This is a genomic window from Amycolatopsis sp. NPDC024027 (assembly GCF_040638975.1).
Classification (GTDB): domain Bacteria; phylum Actinomycetota; class Actinomycetes; order Mycobacteriales; family Pseudonocardiaceae; genus Amycolatopsis.
Map to the genome: position 1 here is coordinate 37,454 of NZ_JBEZYY010000005.1, position 11,513 is coordinate 48,966.

Genomic DNA, 11,513 nt, shown 5'->3' on the forward strand with positions numbered 1-11,513 from the left:
CACCCACGTTCCGAGGAGGTCTGATGAAGCCGTTCTTTTGTCACACGAATCGTCCTATCGGTGTTGTCTTCAAGGTATTCGTCGTCGCCGGGTTGCTGGGCATCGGCGTGGCGATCAATTCCGCACCGGCTCAGGCGGCTCCTGGCCACGCCGGCCGTGGCGACGCGGAAGCCGTCCTGCACGCGAGCGGCACCGGCGGAGCAGCCATCCGGAACCACGGCCCGGTCCACGGTGGCTCTCCGGCCGACATCGACGGGCGGGTGGGCATTCGCGTGCTGCAGTCGGTCGACGGCCGGCACTTCTGCCAGGACGACTGGCACGTCATCCTGGTGGCGGAACACAGCGGTGGAGACAAGTCGTTCACCATGCAGAACGCCAAGGCGGAATTGAACTCCGTGCGGCTGGAGTTCTTTCTCGACGGCTCGCCGCTGGCCACCGAGCGCACGTCGATCAAGCGGTTCCTGGACCCGGGCTTCTTCAGGGTGGAAGAGGCGTACATTTTCCAGCAGGGCGCGATCATGGCACCCGGCGATCTGACGGTCGGCGCGCATTCATTGCGAGTGGTGGAAACCGACCCGAACGGCAGCGGGGAGAACGACATCACGGTCTGGATCGATGCCACGGGCACCGGTGTCTGCCGTTGACTCCGGTGCCCTGGAGCCGTCAACGGCCCACAGCGCCCAGGGCACCGGGGATCTACGCCTTCGGTTCGGTGCCGGGTGGGCACTTCAACCCGACGGTCACCGTCGCGCTGGCCGCGCGCTGGTCCGACAGTTCCAGGACACCTCACCCTTGCTTCGCTGGTCCTTTGAGGACGGCACTGCGGATCGCCCGCACTCGTCAGTCCCAGGTCACCGGGAGGCGGTCGATGCCGTAGATCGGGTGGGCGTGCCGGAACGGCAATTCGCCGGTGGGGACGGCGGGCCGCAGCCGGGGCAGGCGCTGCAGCAGCGTTGTCAGCGCGATGTGGAGTTCGAGGCGGGCGAGGTGGTGGCCGAGGCAGAGGTGTTCGCCGTGCCCGAAGGCGAGGTGGTGGTTGGGACTGCGGGCGAGGTCCACCTCGTCGGGGTCGGCGAACTCGCGGGGGTCGCGGTTGGCGCTGTCGGCGGCGGCGATGACGCCCTCGCCGGTGCGGATGGTCACGTCGCCGAGCCGGACGTCGGCGGTCGCGACGCGGCGGCGGCCGAAGTGGGTGATCGTCAGCAGCCGCAGCAGTTCGTCGACCGCGGTCGCCGGTGGGCCCTCCGCGTTGCGGAACGCCTCGGCGTGCTCGGGGTTGTCGAGCAGGAAAGCGGTGGACAGGGCGATCTGGTTGGCGGTGGTTTCGTGGCCGGCGATCAAGAGCAGGATGGCCGTGGCCACCGCGTCGGCCCGCGAGAGCGCACCGGTGGCGACCTGCTCCGCGTTGAGGCGGCCGAGCAGGTCGTCGCCGCTTCTCCGGTGCAGCAGGGCGCCGAGGTAGCGGGCGAGTTCCGCGGTCGCGGCGCGGTTGGCGTCGCCGCCGGCGGAGTCGTCCAGCATCGCGCGGGCGCGATCTTCGAAGAAGGCGTGGTCTTCGTAGGGCACGCCGAGCAGTGCGCTGATGACGATGGACGGCAGCGGCAGCGCGTACCGGGCGACCAGGTCGGCCGGTTGCGGCCCGGCGGTCAGCTCGTCCAGCAGTTCGGTGGCGGTGCGGTGGATGGCCGGCCGCAGCGCCTCGACGCGGCGCACGGTGAACTCGCTGATGAGCATCCGGCGCAGGCGGGTGTGTTCGGGGGCGTCCATGGAGATGAAGGAGCCACGTCCGGTGCGCCGGCTGCGGCCGGCCGGGCCGCGGGCGGGGTAGCCGGGCCGGGTGGGATCGACGCTGAACCGGCGGTCGGCGAGCACCGCCCGGACGTCGGCGTACCGGGTGAGCAGCCACGGCGTGCTGCCGTCCCAGATCCGGACCCGGCTGATCGGGGCGTCGCGTTGCAGTTCGCCGAGCCGGGGCGGTGGCGAGTACGGGCAGGCGCGGGGCAGCGGCAAGGCGTCGACGTCGGTCATGCTTCGTCCTTCGTTGCGGGGTGGTCGGAGAGCCGCGCCAGCAGGGGCGCGGCCAGGCGGAGCAGGCCGCGCTCGGTCTCGCTGAACGTTTCGAGCGCGGCCGCCAGCCATTCGTCGCGTTCGCGCATGTCGGCTTCCAGCGCGGCCGTGCCGTGCGCGGTGAGGTGCAGGAGGACGCTGCGCCCGTCGAGCTCGTTGGGCGACCGGTTGATTAGCCCGTCGGCCTCGAGTTCGGTGAACACCTTGGTCAGGGCCTGCGGCCGCTGCGCGTCGGCGGCGGCGATCTCGCCGGGACTGCTGGGGCCGTGCTGGGAGAGGTAGCCCAGCACGCCGACCTTGGCGGGACTCAACGCCCCCGCCGAGCGGCTGCCGCGCAACCGCCGTGCGAGCCGCAGAACGCTGCGGCGCACTGCCTTGACCGTCTCGTCGTCCACAAACCAGTACTATATTGAGTATCAATATTCTGAGCAAGTGGCTTCGGGACGAGTAGGTAGTAATGAGTTAAGAACTATCCAGCCCACGGCGGGGGCTTCCGGTGGCGATCTCCTGTTCGGCGCCGAGGCCGCCGAAGGGCCGGCTAGGCGGTGTCCGCGGGCCGGTTCCGTGGTTCGGCGAGGCCGTCGAGGAACACCCGCACCAGTCGCTCCGCCGGTTCCGACGGCTCCCGCGTGACCAGTTCCGACGCCAGGGCTGCCTCGTGCATTTCGAACAGCAGGGCCAGGTCCGCTGGTTCGATGTCCGCGCGCACGGTGCCTTCGCGCTGTGCCTGCTCCAGCGCCGGGCGCAGCAGCGAAATCAGGGCGTGGGCGTGGTGGCGGCGGCTGCGCTCCGGCAGCTCGCGGAACAGCCGGACGAGCGGGCGGCGTCGAGCCTGCATGGCCAGCACCGATCCCAGCAGTTCGCGAAACGGCTCCTGGCCGCGGACCCGGTTCTTGAGCGCGGCGAGGTGGTGCGCGGCGACGGCCAGGGCGAGCGCCGTGCGGTCGGGGAAGTGGCGGTAGACGGTCGCGCGGCCGAGGCCGGTGCGGCGGGCCACCGCATCCAGTGCGACGTTGGCGTCTTCGCTGAACGCTTCGTCGGCCGCGCGGAGGATCGCCTCGCGGTTGCGCCGGGCGTCGACGCGCCGGGGTACGGCGGCGGACGGTCGCGCGGCGCGCATGAGGCCCGACCCTACTCGTCAGTAGTGAGACGGGCAATCCGTTCCATCTCTCGCTTCGGGTTCCTACAGTCACCGAAAGTCACGATCACGGTCGGAGGAACCCGTTCATGCGCACCCTGAACCGCCGTACCCTCCTGCAGGGCGCCATCGCCTTCGGTGGCGTCGCCGCGCTCGGAGCGGGCCGCGTGCCGGTCAGCCGGGAAGAGCACCGGGTCGTCGTCATCGGGTCCGGGTTCGGCGGCGGGGTCACCGCGTTGCGGCTCGCCCAGGCCGGGGTGCCGGTGCTGGTGCTCGAACGCGGCCGTCGGTGGCCGACCGGGCCGGACGCCGAGACGTTCCCGCACCCGACGTCGGCGCCCGACAAGCGGATCTTCTGGCTGGGCTCGGCGCCGGCGTTGCCGGGCCTGCCCTCGCTGCCGCCGTTCGAGCGCTACACCGGCTTGCTCGAGCAGGTCACCGGCCGGGGGATGAGCATGATGTGCGCGGCCGGTGTCGGCGGCGGCTCGCTGGTCTACCAGGGCATGACGCTGCAGCCGACGGCCGAGCTGTTCCACGCCTGCTTTCCCGAGCAGCTCGACTACGCACGGCTGGACGCCGAGTACTACCCGCGCGTCGCCGCGATGCTCGGCATCGCCACCGCGCCGGACGCCCTCGTCGCGAGCACGCCGTACAAGGCGTCCCGGATCTTCGCGCGCAACGCGCGCAACGCCGGCTACTCCGTCGAGAAGATCCCGATGCCGATCGACTGGAACTACGCCCTGCGCGAGCTCGACGGCGAGCTGAAACCGTCCTACACCAACGGCGACTGCGCCCTCGGGGTCAACAACGGCGGCAAGCACTCGGTCGACGTCACCTACCTCGCGGCCGCCGAGGCCACCGGCCGCTGCACCGTCGCCGTCCTGCACAACGTCACCGACGTCGCGCTGGCGCCCGACGGCCGGTGGGAAATCCGCGTGGACCGCATCGACACCGCCGGAAACGTGCTGGAGAAGAAGGTCTTGACGGCAACGGCGCTCGTCATGGCGGCCGGCACGGCGAACACGACCCGGCTGCTGATGCGGGCGGGCGCGAAGGGCGACATCCCCGACCTGCCCGACGGGCTCGGCGCCGGCTGGGGCAGCAACGGCGACCGCATCTACACCTGGACGAACCTCGCCGACGACTTCGGCGCCCCGCAGGGCGGCCCGGTCGTCTACGGCAGCAAGGAGTGGGACGACCCCGCGAAGGCCAACACCGTCATCCAGGCGTCGCTGCCGCCGCTGCCGGACCTGCGGACCACGATGCTCGTCGGGTACGGCATCAGCGAAGGCCGCGGCCGGTTCGTCTACGACGCGGCGAAGGACGACGCCGTCTTGCACTGGCCTTCCGGCGCCGACGCGAAGCTGAGCGCCCGCATCCACGAACGGATCACCCGCATAGCCGGCCCGCTGGGTGTGCTGCTCGACACCACCGCCGTCGTGCCGAGCACCTGGCACCCGCTCGGCGGCGCCGCGATGGGCTCGGTCTGCGACCTGGACGGCCGCGTGCTCGGCCACCGCGGCCTCTACGTGCTCGACGGTGCCTTGATGCCCGGCACGACCGCCGCCTGCAACCCGTCGATGACCATCGCCGCCCTCGCCGAGCGCGCGCTGGACCACCTGATCGCCCAAGACGTCGACCGCGTCTTCTGAACCCGAGTCGGACTCAACGAGGAGTTCCCGTGCGCCGAAGTCCTGTTTGGACGGTTCTGCTGGCCGTCGTCGTCACCCTGCTCTCCACGGTGTCCGCGCGCGCCGCGACCGCGGATCCGCCGCGTGGCCCGGACGGTGACGCCTTCTACACACCGCCGAGCCCGCTGCCGGAGGGCGCCGACGGCGACGTCGTCTGGTGGCGGCCGTTGCCGGACTCCGGCAGCGCCAAGGGGTACCTCGTGCTGTACCGATCGAGGTCCGCGACGGACACGCCGATCGCGGTGTCGGGCCGGGTCCTGGTGCCGACGGCGCCGTGGCCGGGCCCGGGTCCGCGCCCGATCGTCTCGGTCGCCAGCGGCACCCGCGGCATCGGCGACCGCTGCGCGCCGTCGAAGTTCCAGCCGGACTACGAGAAGCCGCTGTTCGTCGACGCCATGCTGAGCCGCGGCTGGGCCGTCGCGATCACCGACTACGAGGGCCTCGGCACGCCGGGCCTGCACACCTACATCGTCGGGCGCTCGGAGGGCCACACGGTGATCGACGCCGTCCGCGCGGCCACCCGGCTCCCGGCCGCCGGCCTGGCCGCCGGGGGGCCGGTCGCGTTCTCCGGGTACTCCCAAGGCGGCGGGGGAGCGGCCTGGGCGGGCGAACTGGCCCCGTCGTACGCGCCGGAGCTGCACGTCGCCGGCATCACGGCCGGCGGCACGCCCGCGGACCTGACCGTGGTGGCCAAGAACCTCGACGGCGGCGTCGGGTTCGGCTTCCTGCTGCTCTCGGCGCTCGGCCTGGACGCGGCCTACCCCGAGCTGGACCTGCCGGACTACCTCAACGACCGCGGCCGGACCCTGTACGCGACGCAGCAGGACGCGTGCGTCGACGCGGTGTTCGGCTACGCCTTCGGGCACATCGCCGACTACACGACGTCGAACCCGCTCACCACCGCGAAGTGGCAGGGCCGGCTGGCCGAGAACGAACTGGGCGCCCGTCCGCCGCGGGCGCCGATCTTCCTGTTCCACGGCAGCCTCGACGAAATCATCCCGCTGTCGCAGGCGCAGACCCTGCGGCGCGAGTACTGCGCGGCCGGGGTCGACGTCACGTGGGGCACCTACGTCGGCGAGCACGTGACGACGCTGGCGTTCTCCGCGGGCGATGTCGTGCACTACCTGGCCGACCGGTTCGCGGGCAAGCCCGCGCGCTCCGACTGCTGAGCGATCTCCGCCCGCGGACGTCGTGACGGGCGAAGCACTCCCTTCGGCGCTTATCAGGCGGCTCGCGAGTTGGTTGACTTCCTTGCGTGAGGATCCCGGGTGCGCTGCTCATCGTCCTGCTCGCCGCCGCAGGCGTCGTCGTTCCCGTGGCCCGGGCCGAGGCGGACCCGCCGCCCTGGGCCGGGCCGCTCAGCACCCGCGGCCGGTACATCGTCGATGCGCACGGCGACCGCTTCAAGCTGAAGGCAGCCAACTGGCACGGCGCGAGCGGCACGTGGACCGGTTCCGGCGACGTGAACGACCCGGCGAACCACCACGCCGGCGAGATCGCCTACCAGACCCCGCTCGGGCTGGACCGTGCGTCCATCGACACGGTCATCGACGGGCTCGCGCAGCTCGGCCTCAACAGCGTCCGGCTGCAGTTCTCCAACGCGATGCTCCACGACAGCCGGCCCGTCCCGGACCTGGCCGCCAACCCGGACCTGCGCGGCCTCACGCCGCTGCAGGTCTACGACCGCGTCGTCGAGCGGCTGACCGCGCGCGGGTTCGCCGTCGTCCTCAACAACCACACCACGACCTCGCGCTGGTGCTGCGGGCTCGACGGCAACGAACGCTGGAACACCGCGCAGACCAAGCAGCAGTGGCAGGACGACTGGCTGTTCATGGCGCGCCGCTACGCCTCGAACAAGCGCGTCGTCGGCGCCGACCTGTACAACGAGGTGCGCCGCAACACCTTCGACGACCCCAACTGGGGCTGGGGCAACAGCACCGACTGGCAGCGCGCGAGTCAGCAGGTCGCCGACCGCATTCTCACCGAAGCGAACCGCGACCTGCTGATCTTCGTCGAGGGCATCAACTGGACCGGGCTGCCGATCGACGGCTTCCCGCACGGCCGGCCGACGCTGGAACCCGTCCGGACGCTGTCGCACACGCTCGTGGACTCGGGCAAGCTCGTCTATTCGGCGCACTTCTACGGCTACACCGGGCCCCACCACTCCGGTGCGACCGGCGTCGGCGAAACGCACGACCCGCGCTACCGCGACCTCTCACCCCAGGAACTGCGGGACGTGCTGTACCTGCAGGCGTTCTTCGTCTCGGCCGACACCGGCCGGCACTACACCGCGCCGTTGTGGATCAGTGAATTCGGCGAAGGCCGCAACACCACCGACCCGGCGTCGCGCGCGTTCTTCGAGAACTTCGTCGGTTACCTGGCCGAGACCGACACGGATTTCGCCTACTGGCCCGCGGTCGGCTTCCAGACCGACGGCTCCGGGGACGGCTGGGCCCTGCTCGGATACGACCCGGCGGGACGCCGTATCGACGTCCTCGACGGCACGGACTGGCGCGGCCCCGCGTGGCAGCGGCTGATCTCCGCACCGTCGCGCACCGGGCCGATCCTGGACGACGTGGCGCACTGGTCGATGCTGAACCTCGACTACGCCGACTTCCCGGAGTCACGTCAGGTCCGTGCGCTGCCGGACTGGGACCCCGGCGCCCGCAAGGGCGTCTGTCCCGACGGGCAGCGGCTCGCCGGCCTGGCCCACACCGGGAACCGCGGCCTGTGCACCGGGACGCTCGCCGCCCCGGCCGGGTACGTGGTCGTGCGCGACGAGACCTACGTCGACACCGACTGGGCGTCCGGCTACACCAAGACCCAGTGCCCACCCGGCCACGCGGTCGTCGGCTACAGCGTCCGGGGCGCGGCCTTCTCGGCGGTGTTGTGCGGCCGGTCGGCGACACCGCTGGGCCGCACGGGCCGCACGGTGTGGTTCGACCGCGGCGACAACCGGCCGTCCGGCGACCCCGGCGGCGACTTCGCGACCGGGAACCACAAGGGCCAGTGCGCGCCGGGGGAGTACCTCGCCGGCGTCGCCTACACCGGCCGGATCGGTTCGAGCCGGACGCCGGACGCGCTGCTCTGCCGGTCCTAGCCCGGGAACCACCGCTTGGTGGTGCCGCCGAGCCTGGCGAGCACCGGAGCCAGTCTTCCGGTCACCGGGAAGATCACGGCGGCGGCGAGGACGACCACCAGCGTCGGTTCGGCGCCGCGAAGGTCGAGCAGGTGCGGCAGGGAGTCCGAAGGTGTCATGGACTCGATGATCTGCAGGTCGATCCGGGAGGCCAGCAACGGAGCCAGCACCAGGGTCAGCAGCGCCGCCTCGACTGCCACGAGCACGGGGACCGACGCCCCGGGTGAGGCCCAGGTCCACTGCCGGGCCGTCACGTCCACGATCATCGACCACAGCCAGCACACGGCCACCAGCACTCCGCACCAGGCGATGCTCCACGAGAACGGTACTTCCACCGGGAACAGGCCGAGGCCGGACCCGGTGAAAGTCAGGTGCACACCGCCGATCACACCAGCGGCGAACACGACACTCACCAGGCTGCCGGCGCTCGTGCGCCCGTCCCGGGCGCGGTTGGCCACCGTGGTGGCCAGGGCCGCACCGACGATCGCGGTCAGCGGCCACAAGGCCAGCAACGACGCCGAGACGCTGGCATCGAAAAATGTCTCGCGACGCAATACGTACAGGACACTCGGCCACGCGAGTCCGGTGAGGGCACCGAGCAGGAACACGTCGAACAGGCCGCTCGTCCACAGTGGCCGCGACTCGGCCAGGGCGCGCCGCCGGTGGACGGGGCTGGGGTGGAAACCGAACAGCACCCGGATGCGGTTGCGCACGGTGGCATCGCGCGACAGGAGCCGGTCCAGGCCGGCCGTGCTCGCTGCCCACCGCGCCGCGGTCGCGTCGGCCAGGTACTCACGTCCATGCAGGACACCGTTGCGGGCCACCAAGGCGAGGACCGAGAACGGGATGAGCTGCGCTGCGGTCAGGCTCCCGTGGGTCAGCGTGGCGAACTGCTCATCGGCGAAGATCAGGAAGGCGAACGGGATCAAGGTGACCGCGACGAACGCTCGCCAGGTCGCCACGGCGAGCGCGGTGATGCCGAGATCGTTGTTGTGGACGTGCGCGAGCTCGTGCAGCAGGACGCCGCGGAACGTCTCCGGGTCGTCCTTGGCCAGTGGCACCAATCCGCCGTTGAGGACCACGTACTTGCGCCAGGGATAGCCGAAAGCTGCTCCGCCCACCCGGGAATCCCCCGCGGCGCACCGGAACCGGACATCATTGCCGACTCCGGCGGCCTGGACGACTTCGCCGAACAGGGCTCCGCCGTCGGGGAACGCCTCAGGCCGCAACCCGGTGAGCCCACGCCGGAAGATCCTCAGCGCCGGCTCCACCACCAGCTGCAGCCCGATCAAGGCCGCGAGCAGCAGGAGCGCGAACCACTGCGGCGCGAGCGGGAACGGGTTCTCCCGCGTGACGCAATCCGGATGTTCGGCCATCAAGGTCGCCAGCCTGTCCGGGACGAACGGCAACCGGAAAGCCGCGAAATACCGGGTCTGGCACGCTTCGCTCATTTCTTCCAGCGGAACCAGCCGGGAGTCGCGGTAGGACTGGAACAGGCGCATCGTGAGCACCGCGACGCAGAGGATCAACACCAACGACCTCGAGGTCAACGTCGTCGGTGCCCGGAACACGGTTCGGCGAGCCCGCCGCCCGGTCGATTCCGGATCGATCGCGGCCGCGTCAGTCATCGCCGGAACCCGGCAGGACGAGTTTCGCGACGATCGTGTCCGCCAGCTTGCTCGCCCGCGCCGGCGGCACCTTGAACTCGAGGGCTTGTCCGTACGCGTGGGCCCGTATTCGCCCGAGCTGCTCCTCGGTCCACGGGATGCCCCGCGGCTCCTCGCCGCCGCGTGCGGTCTCACCCCCCGCGGGGTCGACGACCACCACCGCGCGGTCCGACTCGTCGGTGGGCGGCGCAAGCCGCCGGAATCCGCGCCTGATCCAGGCGCGGATCGTGGACGCGCCCTCTTCCTCCACGCCCTTCTTGAACTCGGCCGCGACGAACACCAGCACGGATTGCACCGTGCTCAGGACCGCGAACGTGGCCACCGATGTCCACGCCTCGATGCCCATCGCCAGCGGATCCCGGCCGTGCCCCTTCCGGTGGCGGAAATACGCGCGGCACCGCTCCGGGAACAACCCCAGTTCATCGGGCGCGACCTCGGCCACCACCTCGCGCGCCAGATCGACGACCACACGCCGGTCCGCAACTGGCTTACCCATGAGGCAACCGCCCTCCGTCGGTACACGACAATGCCGTTATAGCGGAGCGGTGCCAATTCGTCACACAACCCCAATGCGCGTGAATCGGCTCGTGAACCGAAGGGGAATCACCGGCAAAGCGCCGCGGCGGGAATTCGATCTGTCAGCCGGTGATCACGCTGTCCGTGCGGCCGGTGCCGTCTCGTCCGCCAGAGCTCGCTCGGCGCGCAACGCGATGCGCAGGTTGAGCCGTTCTTGCGGGTCGTCCAAGCGCGAGCCGAAAAGGGTGCGCAGCCGGCGGAGACGGTTGCGGGCCGTTTGCGGGTGGATGCCGAGCCGGGTCGCGACTTCCGGGGCGCCGCCGCGGGCGTCGAGCGCCGCCGCGAGGGTTTCGGCGAGCTTGCCGCGCCGGTTCTCGGGCAGCCCGGCCAGGGGTTCCAGGCTTTGCGCGGCGAGTGCGCGGGTGAGCGGCTCGTCCGCGAACAGGCACTGTGTGGTCAGGTGGTCGGGCCAGCGGACGACGCGGTCGCGAGGGAGCACGCCGCGGTCCCGCAGTGCCCAGGCCCGCCGGGCCCAGCGCAGCGAGGTGGCCGCCTCGGCCGGGGGGACGGCCGGTCCGGTCGCGGCCGGGCCGTGGCCGAGCAGCCGCGCCGGATCGGTGTGGGCCGGGAGGAGCAGGTACGGCGGTTCGGCGGTGAGGTCGGCGAGCAGTCCGGAGTCGAACGGGGCGATGCGCACGCCGGGCGCCACGACGACGGCCAGCACGCGCTCGGGCGGCGTCCACTTCGCGCGCGCGGCCAGGTCGGTCCAGGGCCGGCCGGCCAGCAGCTCGCGCAGCAGGTCCCGTCGCAGGTCGGCGGCGGTCGGCGGTTGCGCGGCCCTGAAGGCCTCGGTCGACAGGCGGCTCAACACGTCGACGCACCGGAGCAGGGCCTCCACCCCGGTGGCGACGGCACCCGGGTGCGCCCGGCGGCCCAGCTCGGCCACGATCGGCAGGCCGCCGCGGCCGCCCGCCCAGTAGGCGCGCGTGAGCCGGTCGAGGTCGCCGCGCGCCGCGTGCTCCGCGACGCCGGCGCGGCGGAAGGCGCCCGCACCCGCGGCGATCCCGGCGGGGACCGGCCGGGAGCCGCTCAACAGCGCGGCCACGAACTCGGTCGCGCTTGCGTCGAACAGTGCGGCGTGCCGGGGGACGGCGTGCCGGACGCCGGCGACGACCGCGCGGGCGATCGCCGCCGCGACGCCGTCGGGCAGGGGCTGGGGGACGGTCATCGTCGACCTCCGGAGCGGGCGGGCCTCGCTGGCGCGCCGAGTCTGGTCGGCGAGAGCCGCTGCCCGC

10 protein-coding genes are annotated in these 11,513 nt (G+C 71.8%); 4 read left to right on the forward strand and 6 right to left on the reverse strand.

Annotated elements, in window-relative coordinates:
* Window positions 1-23: 23 nt before the first annotated feature.
* Window positions 24-644 carry a hypothetical protein gene (locus tag AB0F52_RS14460; RefSeq protein ID WP_360169718.1) on the forward strand — a complete coding sequence of 207 codons (621 nt, stop codon included), beginning with the start codon at window positions 24-26 and terminating at the stop codon, window positions 642-644.
* Between the two features lie 196 nt (window positions 645-840).
* Here the strand turns inward: AB0F52_RS14460 and AB0F52_RS14465 are convergent, their stop codons facing one another.
* The 3 genes from AB0F52_RS14465 to AB0F52_RS14475 form a co-directional block, all read right to left on the reverse strand.
* Entirely contained in the window at window positions 841-2,028 is a 1,188-nt protein-coding gene (locus AB0F52_RS14465) for a cytochrome P450 (protein WP_360169721.1), read from the reverse strand.
* Entirely contained in the window at window positions 2,025-2,462 is a 438-nt protein-coding gene (locus AB0F52_RS14470) for a MarR family transcriptional regulator (protein ID WP_360169724.1), read from the reverse strand. The genes AB0F52_RS14465 and AB0F52_RS14470 overlap by 4 nt, the downstream gene beginning before the upstream one ends.
* A 143-nt stretch (window positions 2,463-2,605) precedes the next feature.
* Window positions 2,606-3,187 (reverse strand): TetR family transcriptional regulator, encoded by a 582-nt coding sequence (locus AB0F52_RS14475; protein WP_360169727.1) that lies wholly within the window; start codon window positions 3,185-3,187, stop codon window positions 2,606-2,608.
* Between the two features lie 107 nt (window positions 3,188-3,294).
* On the opposite strand from AB0F52_RS14475, the gene AB0F52_RS14480 reads away from it, so the two are divergent.
* From AB0F52_RS14480 to AB0F52_RS14490, 3 genes are all read left to right on the forward strand, one after another.
* Window positions 3,295-4,857, forward strand: coding sequence for a GMC oxidoreductase (locus AB0F52_RS14480; RefSeq protein ID WP_360169730.1), 1,563 nt, complete (start codon window positions 3,295-3,297; stop codon window positions 4,855-4,857).
* Between the two features lie 29 nt (window positions 4,858-4,886).
* A complete protein-coding gene (locus AB0F52_RS14485; protein ID WP_360169733.1) occupies window positions 4,887-6,065 on the forward strand; it encodes a lipase family protein in 1,179 nt (392 codons plus the stop codon).
* A 104-nt stretch (window positions 6,066-6,169) separates the two neighbouring features.
* A complete protein-coding gene (locus AB0F52_RS14490) occupies window positions 6,170-7,996 on the forward strand; it encodes a cellulase family glycosylhydrolase (protein ID WP_360170774.1) in 1,827 nt (608 codons plus the stop codon).
* On the opposite strand, the gene AB0F52_RS14495 is transcribed toward AB0F52_RS14490, so the two are convergent.
* The 3 genes from AB0F52_RS14495 to AB0F52_RS14505 all read right to left on the reverse strand — a co-directional run bounded on the left by AB0F52_RS14495 (window position 7,993) and on the right by AB0F52_RS14505 (window position 11,446).
* Window positions 7,993-9,567: a M48 family metalloprotease gene (locus AB0F52_RS14495; RefSeq protein ID WP_360169736.1), complete on the reverse strand. Its 1,575-nt coding sequence runs from the start codon at window positions 9,565-9,567 to the stop codon at window positions 7,993-7,995. The two genes, AB0F52_RS14490 and AB0F52_RS14495, sit on opposite strands and share 4 nt — an antisense overlap.
* 88 nt (window positions 9,568-9,655) lie before the next feature.
* The gene (locus AB0F52_RS14500; RefSeq protein ID WP_360169739.1) at window positions 9,656-10,198 is read right to left on the reverse strand and encodes a hypothetical protein; all 543 of its coding nucleotides are present in this window, start codon (window positions 10,196-10,198) and stop codon (window positions 9,656-9,658) included.
* A gap of 153 nt (window positions 10,199-10,351) precedes the next feature.
* Window positions 10,352-11,446: a helix-turn-helix domain-containing protein gene (locus AB0F52_RS14505; protein ID WP_360169742.1), complete on the reverse strand. Its 1,095-nt coding sequence runs from the start codon at window positions 11,444-11,446 to the stop codon at window positions 10,352-10,354.
* Window positions 11,447-11,513: the final 67 nt, after the last annotated feature.

Excerpts from the sequence above, each read along its gene's own strand:
- AB0F52_RS14465 (WP_360169721.1), bottom strand. The coding sequence starts at position 2,028 with ATGACCGACGTCGACGCCTTGCCGCTGCCCCGCGCCTGCCCGTACTCG.
- AB0F52_RS14505 (WP_360169742.1), bottom strand. The coding sequence starts at position 11,446 with ATGACCGTCCCCCAGCCCCTGCCCGACGGCGTCGCGGCGGCGATCGCC.
- AB0F52_RS14480 (WP_360169730.1), top strand. The coding sequence starts at position 3,295 with ATGCGCACCCTGAACCGCCGTACCCTCCTGCAGGGCGCCATCGCCTTC.
- AB0F52_RS14460 (WP_360169718.1), top strand. The coding sequence starts at position 24 with ATGAAGCCGTTCTTTTGTCACACGAATCGTCCTATCGGTGTTGTCTTC.
- AB0F52_RS14475 (WP_360169727.1), bottom strand. The coding sequence starts at position 3,187 with ATGCGCGCCGCGCGACCGTCCGCCGCCGTACCCCGGCGCGTCGACGCC.
- AB0F52_RS14500 (WP_360169739.1), bottom strand. The coding sequence starts at position 10,198 with ATGGGTAAGCCAGTTGCGGACCGGCGTGTGGTCGTCGATCTGGCGCGC.